This window comes from Sporolactobacillus sp. THM19-2 (genome assembly GCF_004153195.1).
Lineage (GTDB): Bacteria > Bacillota > Bacilli > Bacillales > Sporolactobacillaceae > Sporolactobacillus.
The window spans coordinates 1-18,247 of the sequence record NZ_SEMC01000021.1 but is presented as its reverse complement, the minus strand read 5'-3'; the positions used below and the strand labels follow the sequence as shown (position 1 = coordinate 18,247).

General features: G+C 46.9%; 16 protein-coding genes and 1 pseudogene. 12 read left to right on the top strand and 5 right to left on the bottom strand.

Annotated elements, in window-relative coordinates; genetic code table 11:
* Window positions 1-59: 59 nt before the first annotated feature.
* From glmM to EWH91_RS12005, 11 genes and pseudogenes are all read left to right on the top strand, one after another.
* A complete protein-coding gene (gene glmM / locus EWH91_RS12060) occupies window positions 60-1,418 on the top strand; it encodes a phosphoglucosamine mutase (RefSeq protein WP_129930290.1) in 1,359 nt (452 codons plus the stop codon).
* 381 nt (window positions 1,419-1,799) lie between these two features.
* Complete coding sequence (gene glmS / locus EWH91_RS12055) at window positions 1,800-3,605, top strand: glutamine--fructose-6-phosphate transaminase (isomerizing) (RefSeq protein ID WP_129930289.1); 1,806 nt, start codon at window positions 1,800-1,802, stop codon at window positions 3,603-3,605.
* A 298-nt stretch (window positions 3,606-3,903) separates the two neighbouring features.
* Window positions 3,904-4,224 (top strand): ArsR/SmtB family transcription factor, encoded by a 321-nt coding sequence (locus tag EWH91_RS12050; RefSeq protein WP_129930288.1) that lies wholly within the window; start codon window positions 3,904-3,906, stop codon window positions 4,222-4,224.
* Window positions 4,225-4,290: 66 nt separating this feature from the next.
* Entirely contained in the window at window positions 4,291-4,719 is a 429-nt protein-coding gene (gene arsC, locus EWH91_RS12045) for an arsenate reductase (thioredoxin) (RefSeq protein WP_129930287.1), read from the top strand.
* An 18-nt stretch (window positions 4,720-4,737) separates the two neighbouring features.
* On the top strand, window positions 4,738-5,100 hold the full coding sequence (arsD, locus tag EWH91_RS12040) for an arsenite efflux transporter metallochaperone ArsD (protein WP_129930286.1): 363 nt from the start codon (window positions 4,738-4,740) through the stop codon (window positions 5,098-5,100).
* A gap of 19 nt (window positions 5,101-5,119) precedes the next feature.
* A complete protein-coding gene (gene arsA, locus EWH91_RS12035; protein WP_129930285.1) occupies window positions 5,120-6,883 on the top strand; it encodes an arsenical pump-driving ATPase in 1,764 nt (587 codons plus the stop codon).
* 23 nt (window positions 6,884-6,906) lie between these two features.
* Window positions 6,907-7,194: a hypothetical protein gene (locus EWH91_RS12030; protein WP_129930284.1), complete on the top strand. Its 288-nt coding sequence runs from the start codon at window positions 6,907-6,909 to the stop codon at window positions 7,192-7,194.
* A 106-nt stretch (window positions 7,195-7,300) separates the two neighbouring features.
* A complete protein-coding gene (locus EWH91_RS12025) occupies window positions 7,301-8,596 on the top strand; it encodes an arsenic transporter (RefSeq protein WP_129930283.1) in 1,296 nt (431 codons plus the stop codon).
* A gap of 137 nt (window positions 8,597-8,733) precedes the next feature.
* Window positions 8,734-9,543 carry an arsenite methyltransferase gene (locus EWH91_RS12020; RefSeq protein ID WP_129930282.1) on the top strand — a complete coding sequence of 270 codons (810 nt, stop codon included), beginning with the start codon at window positions 8,734-8,736 and terminating at the stop codon, window positions 9,541-9,543.
* An 833-nt stretch (window positions 9,544-10,376) separates the two neighbouring features.
* A pseudogene (locus tag EWH91_RS15175) lies at window positions 10,377-10,500 on the top strand (IS30 family transposase); the annotation flags it as partial.
* Between the two features lie 511 nt (window positions 10,501-11,011).
* A complete protein-coding gene (locus EWH91_RS12005) occupies window positions 11,012-11,911 on the top strand; it encodes an SDR family oxidoreductase (RefSeq protein ID WP_129930279.1) in 900 nt (299 codons plus the stop codon).
* Here EWH91_RS12005 and EWH91_RS12000 read toward each other — a convergent pair.
* From EWH91_RS12000 to EWH91_RS11985, 4 genes are all read right to left on the bottom strand, one after another.
* On the bottom strand, window positions 11,883-13,097 hold the full coding sequence (locus tag EWH91_RS12000; protein ID WP_129930278.1) for an AGE family epimerase/isomerase: 1,215 nt from the start codon (window positions 13,095-13,097) through the stop codon (window positions 11,883-11,885). The genes EWH91_RS12005 and EWH91_RS12000 overlap by 29 nt on opposite strands.
* Before the next feature lie 128 nt (window positions 13,098-13,225).
* Window positions 13,226-13,681 carry a DUF2231 domain-containing protein gene (locus EWH91_RS11995; protein ID WP_129930277.1) on the bottom strand — a complete coding sequence of 152 codons (456 nt, stop codon included), beginning with the start codon at window positions 13,679-13,681 and terminating at the stop codon, window positions 13,226-13,228.
* A gap of 119 nt (window positions 13,682-13,800) precedes the next feature.
* On the bottom strand, window positions 13,801-15,072 hold the full coding sequence (locus tag EWH91_RS11990) for a sensor histidine kinase (RefSeq protein WP_129930276.1): 1,272 nt from the start codon (window positions 15,070-15,072) through the stop codon (window positions 13,801-13,803).
* Between the two features lie 2 nt (window positions 15,073-15,074).
* Window positions 15,075-15,746, bottom strand: coding sequence for a response regulator transcription factor (locus EWH91_RS11985; protein WP_129930275.1), 672 nt, complete (start codon window positions 15,744-15,746; stop codon window positions 15,075-15,077).
* Window positions 15,747-16,120: 374 nt separating this feature from the next.
* Here EWH91_RS11985 and EWH91_RS11980 point away from each other — a divergent pair, with 374 nt between their 5' ends.
* Window positions 16,121-16,804 (top strand): VIT1/CCC1 transporter family protein, encoded by a 684-nt coding sequence (locus tag EWH91_RS11980; protein ID WP_129930274.1) that lies wholly within the window; start codon window positions 16,121-16,123, stop codon window positions 16,802-16,804.
* Window positions 16,805-17,206: 402 nt separating this feature from the next.
* Here EWH91_RS11980 and EWH91_RS11970 read toward each other — a convergent pair whose 3' ends face one another.
* The gene (locus EWH91_RS11970; protein ID WP_129930273.1) at window positions 17,207-18,109 is read right to left on the bottom strand and encodes an aldo/keto reductase; all 903 of its coding nucleotides are present in this window, start codon (window positions 18,107-18,109) and stop codon (window positions 17,207-17,209) included.
* Window positions 18,110-18,247: the final 138 nt, after the last annotated feature.

Sequence of the window (18,247 nt, the reverse complement as noted above, 5' to 3'; positions counted from 1 at the left end):
CGGCTGAAGTTTACAATAAAGCAGCAACCAGGTTGAAAGGAAAGGCAGGAAGATTGGAAATGGCGAAATACTTTGGAACGGATGGAGTCAGAGGAGTTGCGAACAGTGAGCTGACACCGGAACTGGCTTTTAAACTGGGCCGAGCAGGCGGTTATGCCCTGACAAAAACGACGGATCATCCGAAAGTCATGGTTGGTCGCGACACCCGTATTTCCGGGTATATGCTTGAAGATGCCCTGATTGCGGGGCTGCTTTCCATTGGAGTAGAAGTCATGCGTCTGGGTGTGATTACGACACCGGGCGTAGCTTATCTGACGAAAGCCATGGATGCAAGTGCCGGAGTCATGATTTCCGCCTCTCACAATCCGGTAGCTGATAACGGCATCAAATTTTTCGGCAGCGACGGTTTCAAATTAAGTGACGACGTGGAAGAAACGATCGAAGCCCTGCTGGCAAGAGAAAAGGATGACCTCCCGCGCCCGACCGGTGTCAACCTGGGCGCCTCCAGTGATTATTTTGAAGGCAGTCAGAAATATATCCAGTTTCTGAAACAGACCATTGAGGATGAAGACTTTTCAACGATGAGTCTGGCTCTGGATTGTGCCAATGGATCAACCAGTTCACTTGCTCCTCATCTGTTTGCCGATCTGGAAGCGGATATTGTGACCATAGGGACCTCACCGAACGGGAAGAATATTAATGAGGGCGTGGGTTCTACGCATCCGGATGCGCTCTCGGCATTTGTCGTCGAAAAAGGGGCCGACTGCGGGCTTGCTTTTGACGGTGACGGGGACCGTCTGATTGCTGTTGACGAACTCGGCAATGTGATCGACGGTGACAAGATCATGTATATCTGTGCAACCTATATGAAATCTAAGGGACTTTTGAATAAGAATACACTGGTCACAACGGTCATGAGTAATCTTGGCCTTTATAAAACACTGAAAGAGGCCCAGATTGAAACAAAGCAGACAAAGGTCGGGGACCGTTATGTCATGGAAGAAATGCGTGCCGGTGGTTACGTACTCGGAGGCGAGCAGTCCGGCCACATTATTTTCCTCAGCCACGCGACAACCGGAGATGGCATGCTGACGGCACTCCAGCTGGTCAGCATCATGAAGGCAACCGGGAAAAAATTATCCGAACTTGCGGCCGGGCTGAAGAAATATCCTCAGAAACTGGTGAACCTCGAGGTTGCTGACAAATTCCATGTGACCGATCAGCCGGCTGTCGCCGCGGTGATCAGTCAGGTTGAGACAGAAATGGCGGGAGACGGCCGCGTCCTGGTTCGTCCGTCAGGGACAGAGCCGCTCATTCGTGTGATGGCAGAAGCACCAACCGAAGAGGCCTGCGATGCATTTGTTTCCCGTATTGCCAAGGTGATTGAGTCTGCGCTTGGCGGCAAGATCAGACAATAAGCCTTTATTTATATAATCTGTAAAATGGCCCTGCACAGGAGACACTTCCTGCGAATAAATATAAAGCAGAAAGAACAGTTGAAAGGGCATGCAGGATTGATAGACTAGTCATGTGTTTGACTCAGAAATGGAAAAGAGGGCAGTTGAACTGAATAGAAAGCGCCTGGACTATTCCGAGTGACGGAGAAAATACAGGAATAGTTGACGAGGAAGAGGTTTATCGAAGAACTCGGCGGATGCCTCTCGGTTTGCTTGCACCGTAAGTCCGCACACAAAACAGGAAGGCAACTTTCTGGACAGAACCCGGACAGTAAGCACAAAAAAACAAGTGGGGCAGGATTGCCCCCTGAGCTTTCTTGCCTCACAGGGAGGTTCATTCCTATGTGTGGTATTGTTGGCTATATTGGCAATGAGGATGCAAGTGACATTTTACTGAAGGGTCTGACTAATCTCGAGTACCGCGGCTACGATTCGGCGGGGATTGCTCTGCTCAATGGCGACGGCGTTCATGTGTTTAAGGAAAAAGGGCGGATTGACGTTCTGAAAAAATCGGTTGATCCTGCTGTTCATGCCACACTGGGTATTGGGCATACCCGCTGGGCGACGCACGGCGAACCCAGCCGTCGGAATGCTCATCCACACCAGAGCGCTTCCGGGCGGTTCACCATCGTTCATAATGGGGTGATTGAGAATTACAGTCAGCTGAAAGAGCACTATCTCGCTGACGTCCCGATGAAGAGCGACACGGATACGGAAGTGGCTGTTCAGCTGGTTGAACGCTTTGTAAACGATGGACTTGGTGTGGAGGAAGCCCTGCGCAAGACATTGAAACTGATTGACGGTTCTTACGCCATTGCACTCCTTGACTCCGAAAACAGTGAGACGCTTTATGTCGCAAAAAATAAGAGCCCGCTTTTGATCGGACTTGGCGATGGCTTCAATGTCGTTGCCAGTGATGCGACAGCCATGATTCAGAAGACAAAACGCTATGTCGAACTGATGGATGAGGAAATTGTTGTCCTCACGCGGAACAGCTATACGATCAAAGATCTGGACGGCAACGTGAAGTCAAGAGCTCCTTTTACCGTTTCTTTTGATGCGGCTGATACGGAAAAGGGTGCTTATCCACATTATATGCTCAAGGAAATTGACGAGCAGCCGGCGGTCATCCGCAGACTGGTACAGAAGTACAGCGATGGGAAGGGTAATATAAAGGTTGATCCGGCCATTGTTGACGCTTTGACGAAGAGCGACCGCGTGTATGTCATCGCCTGCGGTACCAGCTATCATGCCGGCGTTGTCGGAAAGCAGTTGATAGAGCAAATTGCAGGGATCCCGACAGAAGTGCATATCTCCAGTGAATTTTCCTATAATATGCCGCTTCTCTCGAAGAAACCGCTGTTTATCTTTATCTCCCAGAGCGGTGAGACGGCCGACAGTCGTGCCGTCCTGGTTAAAGTCAAAAAGCTGGGTTACCCGACTCTGACAATGACCAATGTGGAAGGCTCAACCCTTTACCGGGAAGCAGATTATAAAATGCTGCTCTATGCCGGACCGGAAATCGCCGTCGCATCGACCAAAGCCTACACCGCACAGATCGCTGTCTTCTCACTTCTTGCCGTAGCGGCTGCGAAGCGAAAGGGTATGACACCTGACTTTGACCTGACCCATGAACTGAGTATCGCTGCTCAGGCGATGGAACAGATGGTTGATGAAAAAACATTGCTTCAGGGCATTGCCCGTGATTATCTGTCAATCACACATAACGCGTTCTATATTGGCCGCGGCCTTGATTATTACGTCTGCATGGAGGCCGCACTGAAGCTGAAAGAAGTCTCATATATTCAGGCGGAAGGCTTTGCAGGCGGTGAGCTGAAGCACGGTACCATTGCCCTGATTGAAGACGGAACCCCGGTTCTCGCCTTTGCCACACAGGAAAATGTCAATAACAGCATCCGAAATAATGTCGAAGAAGTCTCGGCGCGCGGCGCTCATACCTGTATCATCAGTATGGATGGTGTGACCAGCCAGCCCGGTGACCAGATTGTGCTTCCCAAAGTGCACAAAGCCCTGACACCACTTGTTTGCGCCATTCCACTGCAGTTGATCGCCTATTATGCGGCCCTGCAGAACGAATGCGATGTTGATAAACCCAGAAACCTGGCCAAATCGGTAACGGTGGAATAATTGTAAATAAGTAAGTAAGATATATTGTACCGTCGAAAAAAAGTTCTTTACTGAGACTGTTACTATGAGTTAATCATAGCAACAGTCTTTTCTTTTTCAGGGGTGATTCGAACCGAACGAATCATTGGACAGAAGATAAAATTGCACGATTACGCTGAGGGTCGAGACGGCTGAAATAACGCTCAGCAGACCTGATCCAGTTTTCTGCTTCAATGTCTCAAAGAGTATGGTTTCTCATTGCAATATATATAAGTTTGCAGTAATATAAAGGTTAGGAAATATAAGCGGAGGTGAATATATGAACGCAGTAGTTGAAGATGTAGCTGAAACTTCTTCCCTGCTTAAACTGCTTGGGGATAAAACACGCCTTACGATTCTTTCTTACTTAAAGCACGGGGAACTGTGTGTGTGTGAACTTGTTGACCTGCTAAATGCTTCGCAGCCGGCGATCAGTCAGCATTTAAAAAAACTGCGTCTGGCAGGCATTATCCAGGAAAGAAAACAGGGGACCTGGGTGTATTACAGTCTGAACAAATCAGTTCCAGATTATGTGTCTGTCATTATTGATTCTCTGCCGGATCAGCATGTGAGCAGATGTGAAAGTCCTGAGTGTAACTAAAATTTCATTAAGTGATATGAGCATGGCTCAAATCAGTTGTTAGTTAAAATGGAAGGAATCGTCCACATGAAAAAAATCATCTACTTTCTCTGCACCGGTAATTCTTGTCGCAGTCAGATGGCTGAAGGGTTTGGTAAAAAATATTTAGGAGAAGAATTTGACATCCGTTCAGCTGGAATTGAAGCCCACGGACTAAATCCGAACGCGGTAAAAGCGATGAAAGAAGTCGGTATTGACATTTCGATGCAGAGGTCGAAGGTCATCGACATAAACCTGTTAAATCAGGCATACCTGGTGGTTACGCTTTGTGGTGATGCAGAAGAACGTTGCCCAATGACCCCTCCTCATGTTCGAAGAGAACATTGGGGGTTCGAGGATCCGGCAAAAGCACAGGGAACAGAGGTAGAAAAATGGGCGGTGTTCCAGCGTGTCCGTGATGGCATTGGTAAACGAATCAAACAGTTTGCAGAAGAAGAGAAGTCACTGAATCATTAAAAACGGAGGTGGGTCTTGATGAAAACCATTCAAATTTTTGAACCAGCCATGTGTTGCTCAACCGGTGTCTGCGGACCCGGTATTGATCCGGAACTGATCCGGATCACCGGTGCCGTGCACAATTTGAGAAAAGGCGGAGTGAATATTTCCCGTTTTAATTTAACGAATCATCCGGGGGCTTTTGCTAAAAACCAGGCCATCCAGGATCTGCTGGAAAGTGAAGGCATGGATGTGCTTCCTGTAACGATTGCTGATGGAAAGGTCGTTAAAAAGGGAAATTATCCCAGCAATCAGGAACTGGCTGACTGGACGAAAGTATCCATTGACGAAATCGGTAAAAAGCAGCAGTTTCAAATCAAGCTTAACGTGGTGAACAAGTAAGGGAAAGAAGGAGATTCAAATGTCTCACCTGTTTCATCCTCAATCCATGGATTTAACACCCTTCCTGTTCTTTACAGGGAAAGGCGGGGTCGGAAAAACCTCTATCGCCTGCGCGACAGCTACTGCCTTGGCAGACGAGGGGAAAAAGGTACTGTTGATCAGCACGGATCCGGCCTCCAACCTGCAAGATGTTTTTGATACGCCACTGAATATGGCATATAAAGAAATACCTGAGGTGCCCAATCTTTTTGTCTCAAATCTGGATCCGGAGGAAGCGGCATCTAAGTACCGGGAAAGAGTTGTTGGTCCTTACCGTGATCAGTTACCGGATGTAGCCGTTAAACAGATGGAAGAGCAGCTTTCCGGAAGCTGTACTGTAGAAATTGCGGCTTTTGATGCTTTTTCTTCAATGCTAACGGATCAGTCAGTTGTTCAATCGTTTGACCACATCATTTTTGATACGGCACCTACCGGACATACTCTGCGCCTGCTGCAGCTGCCGACGGCATGGAGCGGATTTCTCGAGGAGAACACACATGGTGCTTCCTGCCTGGGCCCGCTTGCCGGCTTAAGCGATAAGAAAAAACAATATAAAGAAACGGTTCAGGCGCTTTCGGACCGAACAAAAACCATGTTGATGCTGGTTACCCGTCCGGAGACTTCAGCGATAAAAGAAGCGGCCCGGGCATCCGGAGAGCTGAAAAAAACAGGAATAAAAAAACAGTATTTGCTGATCAATGGACGAATGAAAAGAGCGAGCGCGGATGATGCTTTAGCCGCTGCCTTTCTGGAACGAGAAAACCAGGCACTGGCCAATCTTCCTGAAGAACTGAAAGACCTGCAGTCATTCGATATTCTTCTTGCGCCTTTTAACATGACTGGTGTCCAAAACATCAGACGATTATTTTCAGATCATTTTTCAGATGAAGATAAGGGGAACGAACGCCTGACACCTGGAGAAGACTCTGCCGGGTACCCTGAATTTCAGGTAATGATTGATGATTTACTCAAGAAAAAACAGCGTATTATCTTTACGATGGGAAAAGGCGGCGTTGGCAAGACAACGATTGCCAGAAAAATAGCTGTGGAACTGGCAGCGCGTGGGAACAAGGTTCACCTGACGACGACAGATCCGGCCGGCCATTTAGATCCCATTTCCTCAGAGTATGGAGAGATTACAGTAAGCCGGATTGATCCGAAAAAAGAGGTTGAGGATTATCGGAAGACGGTGCTGGACCGTTCGCGGGATCAACTGGATGAGGAAGGTCTGGCTTATCTGAAGGAAGACCTTCGATCACCATGTACAGAAGAGATTGCTGTCTTTCGAGCCTTCGCCAATGTCGTTGAAAGGTCTAAAAATGAAATTGTTGTGATTGATACCGCCCCATCCGGACACACATTGCTGCTTCTGGATAGTACAGAAGCCTATCATCGGGAAATAGCTCATTCGGCCGGCGAAGTTCCTGCCTCAGTTCAGCATCTGTTGCCCCGATTAAGAGATCCCGGGGAAACAGCGGTTGTCATTGTCACGCTGGCAGAGACCACACCGGTGTTTGAGTCTGAACGACTGGCAAAAGATTTGAAGCGTGCCGGGATCGTGCCAGCCTGGTGGGTCATCAATCAGAGTCTGATGATCACACAGACGGAAAATGCATTGCTGAAAACACGGGCAAGGGCCGAACGTACATGGATTCATCGCATAGCGGAGGATTCAGGACATCATTTTGTTGTCATTCCCTGGCTGGGAAAAGGCATGAAAGTACAGGGGCTCAAAATTTCTTAATACATCAAAAGGAGTAAAGAAAAATGTTGCAGGTTACAGATGAAGCTAAAGTCATGCTTAATCAAAGTATGGAGGAACACAACTGCGATTGTCTGCGTGTTGATACTCAACCGGGCTGTTGCGGCGTTTCACTGAAATTTGCTCTGGATCATAAGAAATCAGGTGAGCAGCCAACCCCAATCAATGGTGTCCCGGTGATCATGAATCAGGAAACCGGGCAGCAGACAGATTCACTGACGATAAGCGTTGTTGACGGGAGTCTGGTCATTGACGGAGGAGGTTGTGGGTGCGGGCCTTCCGGTTGCTGCTAAGCCATCCTCCATTACTTACATTGGAGTTAGAATTTACTAAATTCTGGCTCCACTTTATTTTTGGCTTTATTTTAATTTTTGTTCAGGGAGAAAAGGGGAAAACATGATGTCTGCAGTTTTAGCTATAATTGTATTTTTACTGACTCTGACGCTGGTCATCTGGCAGCCGAAAAATCTTTCGATTGGCTGGTCAGCCTGCGGGGGTGCCGTACTTGCCTTGCTTGTGGGTGTGGTTCATTTCAATGATGTCTGGACCGTCACCGGAATCATATGGAATGCAACCCTGTCATTCGTTGCGATCATCATTATTTCATTAATTTTGGATCACATCGGCTTTTTCGAATGGGCAGCTCTCCATATGGCACGATTGGCAGATGGGCACGGTATCCGGATGTTTATTTTCATTTCCATACTGGGTGCTTTCATCTCTGCCTTGTTTGCCAACGATGGGGGTGCATTGATTTTGACACCGATCGTACTGGCCATGGTTCGGGCACTAAAATTTGATGAACGGCGTGTTTTTCCTTTCGTGATTGCCTGTGGGTTTATTGCCGATACAACGTCGCTGCCACTTGTTGTCAGTAATCTGGTGAACATTGTCTCAGCTGATTTCTTTGGCATCACATTTAGCCGTTACGCTTTACACATGTTCATACCAACTCTTTTTTCGTTTGTAGCCAGTGTTACGGTTCTGTATCTCTATTTTCGTAAGGACTGGCCGCATCAATATGAGATCTCTGATCTGAAAACCCCTTCATCAGCATTGAAGGACATTCGTATGTTTCATATCTCCTGGTTTGTCCTGATCATACTGGTTGCGGGTTATTTTGTAAGCAGTCTGTTTAACATTCCAGTATCCTTTATTGCGCTCACCATCGCGTTTATTTTCTTGATACTCGGCAACAGAAGCCCGGCAATTCATACAAAAGTGATTCTGAAAAGTGCACCATGGGCGATCGTTTTTTTCTCTTTAGGTATGTATGTCGTTGTCTACGGATTAAGGAATGCGGGGATTATTCAACTGCTTGCCAGCGTGATTGAAACAGGAGCCAGGGGTGGACTTTTTGCAGGAACGGTAATGATGGGCTTTGTCTCTGCCGTTCTGTCCGCCTTAATGAATAATATGCCGACCGTAATGATTAATGCTCTGTCTATTGATGCGACGTCAATGACCGGCATCATGCATCGTGCCCTGGTTTACGCAAACGTTGTCGGTGCCGATCTTGGACCAAAGATGACCCCAATTGGATCGCTGGCAACTCTACTGTGGCTCCATGTACTTGCAGAGAAAGGCGTAAAAATTAAATGGGGGCAATACTTTAAAATCGGCATAGTGATTACTATCCCTGTTTTGTTTATTACTCTGGTGGGTGTATATCTATCGACGATTCTATTTGGGTAAAAGTAAAGCGTCATGCTGAACTTGGTTTAAAAGCACGAATCACAAGTGATAATAAATCAATTATTGCAACAGAAAGTTTTTTACAGTATTGCGATTAGAAACCTTATTAAAATAATTGAAACAAGGAGTAACCTTTTATGAGCCTTTCTAACGATCAAATCAGACAAAACGTTCGTCATCGTTATCAAAAAATTGCCCTTGAAGTGGCGCCTGAAGCAGCTTCAGGCTGCTGTTCTTCCAATGCCGGCTGCTGCTGTAATTCATCTGCAGAACGCGACAACGTATCAGCGAAACTCGGCTACTCAGCAGAGGAATTGTCCGCTGTTCCGGAAGGAGCGAATCTGGGTCTGGGATGCGGAAATCCGCAGGCTATTGCTTCATTAAAGCCGGGTGAATCTGTTCTCGACCTCGGCAGTGGAGGCGGATTCGATTGTTTTCTCGCCGCCCATCAGGTTGGTTCCAGGGGACACGTTATCGGTGTGGATATGACGCCGGAAATGATCAGTAAAGCACGGAGTCATGCAGCTAAAGGATCCTTTAATCAGGTTGATTTTCGCCTCGGAGAAATTGAACATCTTCCAGTCGGAGATCAAACGATAGATGTGATCATTTCTAATTGCGTGGTCAATCTCGCACCGGATAAGCCTCAGGTTTTGAAAGAAGCATACCGGGTTCTGAAAAAAGGGGGGCGGCTTGCTATCTCTGATGTTGTATTGACAGCAGAATTGCCTGCGGAGATTAAGAATGATCTCGATACCTCCTATTCCAGTTGTATCTCCGGTGCATCATCGATCAGTGATTTGGAAAACATGTTGAAAGATGCTGGCTTTCAGGATATAAGCATTGAACCTAAAGACACTTCAAAAGAATTTATCAGGGACTGGTCTCCGAAAACAGGGATTGAAGAATATATTGTCTCATCGAACATTCAGGCGACTAAGCCTTAACAGGAGAAAAGTGACAATAGAATTGATGTAAACCCCAAAAGTTGGACACCGTTTTAAGCTGCTTGCCCGGTGGTTGAAATCCGAAATTCAATCGGACTCTGACCACCGGGTTTTTCTTTAATGCCAGACTCATTATAATATCTTATCCATGCACGCATGGCTGTTTCTATTTCTGACGTGGGGAATCCCCTTTGTCAAAAGGGATTATAACGAGTTATGAAATCATTTTCTCTCAAAATAGAGGAAAAATCTGAAGTCGCAGGGTCAAAAATCAGGGACTATCGGGGAAATTGACTCCCATATGGAAAATATTGGTGGAAATGACCTGGGATCCACTCTTATCGGTTGGGGGGATCAGGCTAAGCACATGATCAGATGAATAGACGGAAAAATTCTGCTTACTGAGTCATTAAATTTATAAATAGCTAAAATAGACGGAGAGACTCCGCCTATTGACTGGAGAAACGGGAAAATGGAGCTTTTTGCCTGACATAATCGGAAAATATCCGCTTATATACCCCCCCGGAAAAGATTTCCGTTCTGCCCCTAACCGGAAAATATCCGCTTATTTTCTATTTGCCGCGTCACAGTGAACCGTGTCGCAGGTGAGTGACGAGGGAGGTTTGAAAAAAATGTATATCCGCTGCGGGCCGACTCTCTACTGATGCTGGTGATGCCCCTGGGACGCATCAAAGAAAAGCAACCGGAAAAAATAAGAAGGGATACCGTCAGAAAAGTGATTCACATGCGACTAACCCATTACATCAGCTATTTAAAAAAAGAAATCGCGGGTAACAGGACTCGTCTGCCTTCACCTGTGCCGAGAAGAGATCCTGTCTCCAGACAGATGGTCTCCGGACGCGATCTGTGGTGCAGCAGAAAAGGGATCCGAAGTGGACAAACAAGGTCAGGGTCCGGACGCGTACGTTATACGATTATATTGATCGCGGATTCCTGAATGAGCGTCACAATGAGATGATCCGTAAATTCATTCCAAAGGGACAGCAGATTGCAAATGACTCCGGGACGTTCATCCGCCAAATGATTCGAGCTAAGGAGGAAGGACAACATGCGTATGCGCCTGATAAAGTAGTTTCTAAATATCGCGCCATAAAGTATACTTAATGGAACTTAAGGCGTGTTTTTTATTGCTATTTAACAGAGATGGGAAGGGGATTTAGATATGATAGAAAAAATAGTATGGTGGATCCAGTACATGATTAACTTTCTTTTTATGCTGTATATCTTCAGGTATATTTCAAACGCATTTTATTCAACTCCGGGCTCCTTCCTGATTGACCTTTTCCTGATCGTCGTTTCTATTATTCTGGCCTATCTTTTAACGATAAGGTTTAAAAACAACAGTTGAGGAGGAACTGACACACAAAAAGGACCTATCCAGCCTGGGCATTAACATTATTTTTTCCTCTGAATACATTACGGGTAAATGGCCTAAAGAGGTGTTATCATGGATTCAAAGTCCTTCGATTTCGGATCAGAAATCAAGTGTGAAGAAGTCACCTACACATTCCCACCCCAGCATCAGGCCAGACAACCCGGCCTGGAATATTTAATGATCCCTCGACCTGTTTATGATAATCCTCACTATATTGGAACCGGAAAAATGAAGAACCAGGTTGCCATCATCAGTGGTGGTGACAGCGGAATTGGCAGAGCAGTTGCGGTAGCGTTCGCAAAAGAAGGCGCAGATCTGGTCCTTGCCTATTTCGATGAACATGAAGATGCCAGGGTAACAAAGCAGGCAATTGAGCAGCTGGGACAGCGCTGTCTCTTACTTCCAGGGGATTTACGTAACCGAGAGCACTGTAAGTATGTCATCACCTGCACCCTTGAAACATTTGGCAGAGTGGATGTCCTCGTCAATAATTTAGCGGTTCAGTTTGTCCAAAACCATTTTGTGGATATTAGTGATGAGCAGTGGCATATAACGTTTGACACCAATATACATCCCTTTTTTTACATGACAAAGGCTGCCCTTCCTCATATGCATGCAGGAAGCAGCATCATTAATACCACATCGATTAACGCTTACATTGGCCGTAAGGATTTGATCGATTATACGACGACGAAAGGGGCAATCGTCAGCTTTACACGGGCGCTTGCCAATAACGTCGTCGACCAGGGAATTCGAGTGAATGCTGTTGCTCCGGGACCCATCTGGACGCCACTTATTCCGGCAACGTTTACACCTGATATGGTGAAAACGTTTGGAGGTAACGTCCCAATGAAACGTGCAGGTCAGCCATACGAACTGGCCCCTGTCTATGTGCTGCTCGCTTCAGGTGATGGCTCGTATATCACGGGACAGACCATTCATATTAACGGTGGCGGTTTTGTCGCTTCATAATGGGGTAAAAGGATGTTAATGCTGTGAGACAATTCGTTATGGGATGATAATCTGTTTTGGGAGGCGGGCTTTTTATATTGCTGTAACGGTGGTTGAACCTGTTAAGCAGTTGATACCAGCCTCCTCTTTGCTGATCGATAAAATAGGTCCAGCAATAGGCAAATAGATCATTGTAGAGATACAGACTGCTGCGATCATATACGGTAAATAGTGCTGATGCACCTAACGTTTCTGCCATGACCCAGTAGTATTTATCCGAATCGATGATGTGACCCCCAGGAGCCATACTAAAGTAAATCCCTCCGTTCTCACGGTCTAATCCCAGGTGAAGCGCGCAACGGAATAAGGATTTTGCCATCGGTACACGCCAACTGCCGGGTTCAAGCTGTTCCATAAGCAGCAGCAGCTTGCTCCATTCAATGGAATGACCCAAAATATAGCCATAAGGACGCAGCTCACTTTTCGTGATGCCCAAATTGTACGTCCAATCGATGGTCCAGTCTTCATGATAGTGCTCCCAGATGAGGCCGCCCGATTGGGGAATAAGACGAAACATGACCGATTCAGCAATGCGTTTGGCCCGATCAAGATAACGCCTGTTCCCGGTGGCCTGATAGGCGGTCATCATGGCTTCACATAGATGCATATTGGCATTCTGTCCCCGATAGGGAGATATTTCGGACCAGTCGGCTGAGATTTCATCAAGATAAAGCCCCTCTTTTTCCCTCCAAAAATAGCGTTCTAATACATCGAATGTATCAGCAATCATGGGAACAGCAGAAGAGATGCCTGCTCTTGCTGCCATAGCTGCGGCTAACAGAACAAAGGCATGGCCATATGCTTTTTTCGTTGAATCAGTGACACATTGGCCTTTCAATTCCCAGTAGTATCCGCCATGAACGGGGTCGTGTTGATGGTTCTGCAAAAATGAAATGCCGCGCTCTGCCAGTTGCCGGTACGCCCGGGCAGGATGCAACATGGATGCCACACTGAAAATAAACAAAAATCTTGCCTGACCCACAAGCTGCTTCGTTTCATAATCACATATGGTTCCGTCATCAAGAAAGCAGTTGATATATCCACCATGAACATGATCTGCGCATCGCGGTGCATAAAAGTTAACCGTATCAAAGATATGCTGTTTTAGAAAATGTGCTGATGTAAAGTCCGGAAATTTCCGCTGCAACTTAGCTCCCTCCCCGTATAAGCTACTTTATGAAGTCACTCTGACACATAGTCACGGGGGCGGGGGAAAGAAAGCCACTTTTTATATCAACATGAAGCATTTGACCAGTAATCAATAAAACTGTATATTCACCGACTGACAGTCAGCGTTGTAACGGCGGACCCGGCGTGCTTCTGAACGTACACCATCTGGCCGCCGTAATGGCCGGTTATGCCCAGAGTGACCGATCCCAGGATGCAAAAGACCAGTATGAGCGGCATAAGGAATTTTCTTCGAAAGTAATGAAGAAGCATGCGTAAACTGATGGCGATACCAAAAAGCACCATCGTGGCGAACGCGTACAGTTCGTGAATCTCAGCAAGCGACTTATAGGCACTGCCCCAATGCGCAGCGGCAAACCTGACCGCTCCCCCTCCTGAAAGATAGGCGGCAACTCCGGAAATGAATCCGGTCGACAACAGGAGCAGGGCGGCTTTATCAAAAAACTTTTTCTTCCAAATTGCGACAATCTGCAGAACGGTTCCCATGAGGAGCAGCGCAATCGGGAAATGGACAAGCAACGGGTGAAGCGGTATTCCAGACATATCTATCGTCTCCTTTTCTGCCATCATGATACAAAAGGAAACTGAAAGATAACTGAACAATTCATGATATTTCAGAATCAGGTTATCCGTAAGGCTATTATCTGGTTGTTCCAGTTCAATTATCTGCGATGCCTGAGAATGGGAAGAGCGACTTGAAAAACAGTTCCCTCATGAACTTTGCTTTCAAGGCGGATTTGTCCATGATAGGCATCAACAAGTTCATGGGCGATCGACAGGCCGAGTCCGCTCCCGCCACTTTGACGCGCCCTTCCCTTTTCCGCGCGGTAGAACCGGTCGTATATATGCCTCTGGTCGACTTCGGCTATGCCGATACCGGTGTCTCTGACTTCGAAGCAGAAATTCCGGCCGTCTTTTTCTGCCCATGATTTTAGCGCCAGTTCATCATGTGCTTCTGTATACTTTATGGCGTTGTCAAGGAAAATGGTCAGGAGCTGCCTTATTTCGATCGGATTCGCATGGATGATTAACGGATGATTCGGGAGATTGACTGTGAAAGACTTGTTTTCGCGCAGCGCTCTCTGACGGTAATACGGAATCACAGCATGAAAAATATGCAGCACGTCGCAATCTGATCGAATGATTGACAGCTTGTTTTGGTCTGCTTTAGCGAGCGTCAGCAGATGGCGGATCAGCATGGTCATTTCAGCTGTTTCAGACTTCAGATCACGAAGGGTTTCTTTTGATGACTCGGACATGCGATGCCTTTCTTCGGTTTCAAAATATTCAAGAGAAGCAGAAAACACGCTGAGCGGCGTACGCAGTTCATGACTGGCATTGGTGACAAATGCTTTTTGCTTTTCATAATTCTGCTGAATTGGGCGTACAGCACGTCTGGCCAGAAAGTGGGCGATGAGCAGCGAAAAGGAGGCTGCGGCGAGACCGAGCACAACAAGCAGATGGAACCAGCTTTCAACCAGTTCATGGGTCTGTTTCAATTCATTGGCAACCAGCAGGTAACCGGAAGCAGATCCATGATTGTAATTGACGGGTTTTATTGCATAGATCAGCAGGTCTTCTCCGTTTCCGGCAGATCTGTATTTTATCAATCCGGAAAACTTGTGGTCAGCGATCCGCCTGGCGAAATCATCCTGCAAGTCGTCTGGTAATTTCCATTTATCGATAAGATCGTTGCCGCTTTCCGAAAAAAGGCCTATCAGATAAGGAGAGTTTTCTGATTGCCCGCTGTTGATCCGCTGTCCTTTGCTGAACGCTGTCGCCTGATTGCTCGCCATTTCTTCGATTTGCCCCTCGGCTGACTGATAGATCATGTTCTGAAAAACAAAGTAAAGAATCACAAAAAGAATGGCAAGTGTAAGAAAAAAGAAGAGGCTGTATGTCAGCGTCAGCCTCTTCTGTAGTTGTTTAAACATGCTTAATCCACCCACATATAACCGAGACCGCGAATAGTCTGAATATAACTGTTTTTTTTCGACAGGCCGAGTTTTCGGCGAAGACGCTTTACATAAGCTTCAATCGTGTTGAATGTGACGTCACTCGCTTCCTCCCATACGCTGCCAATGACCATCTCTTTTGTAAGAATTCTCCCTTTATTTTTAACCAGATAGATCAGCAGTTGATACTCGCGGCGGGTCAGCATGAGCGTCTTTCCACTCTTTTTTACGATATGATCGGACAGGTCGATGACCAGATCATGGGTTCGAATGACGTTCTTTTCAAGTGGAAAGAAATTTCTTCGGGAGAGCGATCGTATGCGGGCAAAGAGTTCTTCAAAAGCGAACGGCTTGACCATATAGTCATCAGCACCGGAGTCGAGACCATGGACACGATCCTCCAGCGCGTCACGCGCCGTCAGTATTAAAATAGCGCCGCTGTATCCTTTGTCCCTGAGTGTCCGGCTGACGTTTACTCCGCTCTGTCCGGGAAGCATCCAGTCCAGAACCAGAACATCGTAGTTGCCTGTTGCAGCCTGATCGTAAGCAGCTTTCCCGTCTTCAACCCAGTCTGCAGTGAACTGCTCTTTTTTCAACATTTTCATGATCAGCCTGCTGAGGCGCACATCATCTTCAGCGAGCAGGATTTTCATCGTATGCACCTTCATCTTTCAGAGAACGAATAATATAACAATCTTGTCGGTATAACAGCCTGCAAGAGTGGCAGGATCATCACAACGTATGTTATAAGCTTCGCATCTTTGTCAGGGAAAAAGTCCGGGACCATGCAACATCGGGAATGTTGTGCTTTTCTGGTAGACATTTTCTCCGGTCCGTTATAAGATAATGATATTATTAAAATAATTATAATGTATTGTATCCAGGCTGTCACCTAAATGGTGGCAGCTTGGTGCGTTTTCAGGGTCCTGATGATGATTCCCATTATCAATTAGAATAATTGATTTTCACTGTAGAGATTTGTGGGAACAGCAGGAAGGACGATCAGTTCAGGAAAAGAGGTATCTTTATGGCAGAGGAACAATCAGGAAGTAAAATGAATCAGAAATTGAATGTTTTACGCGCGGGGGTGTTAGGCGCGAATGATGGCATTGTGTCGACAGCAGGTATCGTCCTTGGGGTTGCCGGCGCGACGACGAACTCGATGACGATTTTGATTTCAGGACTTGCGGGGCTTCTGGCGGGTGCTTTTTCGATGGGCGGTGGCGAGTACGTATCTGTCAGCACCCAGAAAGATACGGAAAAAGCAATGGTTGATATTGAAAAAGCAGAACTTAGAGATGATTATAACGGCGAAATCGAGGAACTTGCACAGATCTATATAGATCATGGGCTGTCTCCGGAACTTTCAAGGAAAGTGGCTGTCGACTTAATGAACAAAGATGCACTTGCCGCCCACTCCGCAGCGGAACTTGGCATCCAGCCGGGTGAATACGTGAGTCCGTGGCATGCCGCCTTTTCATCCATGTTTTCATTTACCGTTGGTGCGATTCTGCCCTTTTTGACGATTGTGCTGCTTCCGGCTCCTGTCCGGGTTCAGTTTACCGTTCTGGCCGTGCTCGCAGCCCTCGCCCTGACCGGTTACATCAGTGCTCATTTGGGAGAAGCGCCGAAGGGACGGGCCGTGCTGCGAAATGTCGTGGTTGGCGGGCTGACTATGCTCGTTACTTATGGCGTCGGGACCTTGTTCTGACGATGAATCAAGATCCGTCAGCGGGGATGTCCTTCTCTGAGAAAAAGGAAAACAAATCCGCCAGTGTGCAGGCACTGGCGGGATGGCAATATCCGCTTAGAGCGGATGCGATGCTATAAACTAAGATGATCCGATCAGCCTCCGCTAAGGCATATGATGCGGATCATTTTTTTCTGTCTGACAGGATCAGCACCAGCATTGTAAAACGAATCGATAAAAAAGTTGAAAATGAAAAAGAACATCTCTCAGAATACATGACCTGAGAGATGTTCCTGAACGGGAAAGCAACAAAAACAAAATTCTGCTTTTCCCATCTTCTTTCAAAACACGAGACCCGAAAAAATCCCCTTCCGGCTGCCCGGGTTCGGGCCAGGTTCAGTCAAATCCGGTCCGGACACGCGCTTACTTACTTGCTTTGCTGAGAAATGGAATGACATGGCGATACGTATTGGTGTCGGGATCCTGATGCTGTGCCCCTTTACCATCCAGCTTTGCCAGCTGAGCCAAATCGTCGTCATCCAGTTCAAAGTCAAAGACTTCGGTATTTGACTGAATGTACGGTTTGTGGACTGACTTAGGCAGCGGCAGATAGCCCTTTTCCAGACTCCAGCGGATCAGGATCTGCGGTACCGACTTACCGTGCTTTTCGGCAATTCTGGCCAGTTCAGGCACATGGAGCAATTGACCTGTACCAAGAGGCGAATAGGCTTCTGATAACAGATTGTGTTCCTGATCGTAAGCTACCAGACTTTTTTCCTGATCGCCGGGATTCAGAAAGATCTGATTGACCATCGGAGCCACAGTCTGAGTCTTAGCCAGTTCATCAAGATGATTCTCGCGGAAATTGGAAACGCCGATCGCCCTTGCACGACCGTCATGATATATTTTTTCCATCGCCCGCCAGCTGTCCGCGTTGAGTTGCTGCCAGCGATCGGTGTACTCAATCGGGTTTGGCCAGTGAATCAGATACAAATCTACGTAGTCCAGACCCAGCCGGGTCAACGAATCGTCAAAAGCATGCAGTGTATCGTCATACGATTTGCGCTGATAGTTCCAGAGTTTAGTCGTTACAAACAAATCTTCGCGAGGAACTCCGGAATCCTTAATTGCCTTTCCTACCGATTCTTCATTAAGGTATTCACAGGCCGTATCGATATGGCGATAGCCGGCTTCCAGTGCCCAGCGGACCGCCTGGTACGCTTCGTCACCGTCTGCGGACTGCCACGTCCCGAACCCGACCACCGGGATCTTCACGCCATTGTTCAGCGTATACGTGTCTGTCAGCGATTTTGCCGAAATTTGCATAAACATATTCCCTCCTCGTATATTAGTAGTAAGAGCTCAATCCAAGAGAATTTCCAGTTGGATCCGGATACCTGGAATGACTCCTGGATTCCTATAGGATTTGTTTCAAAGCCTTTCGGCTTCCCTGTCCATTTAAGA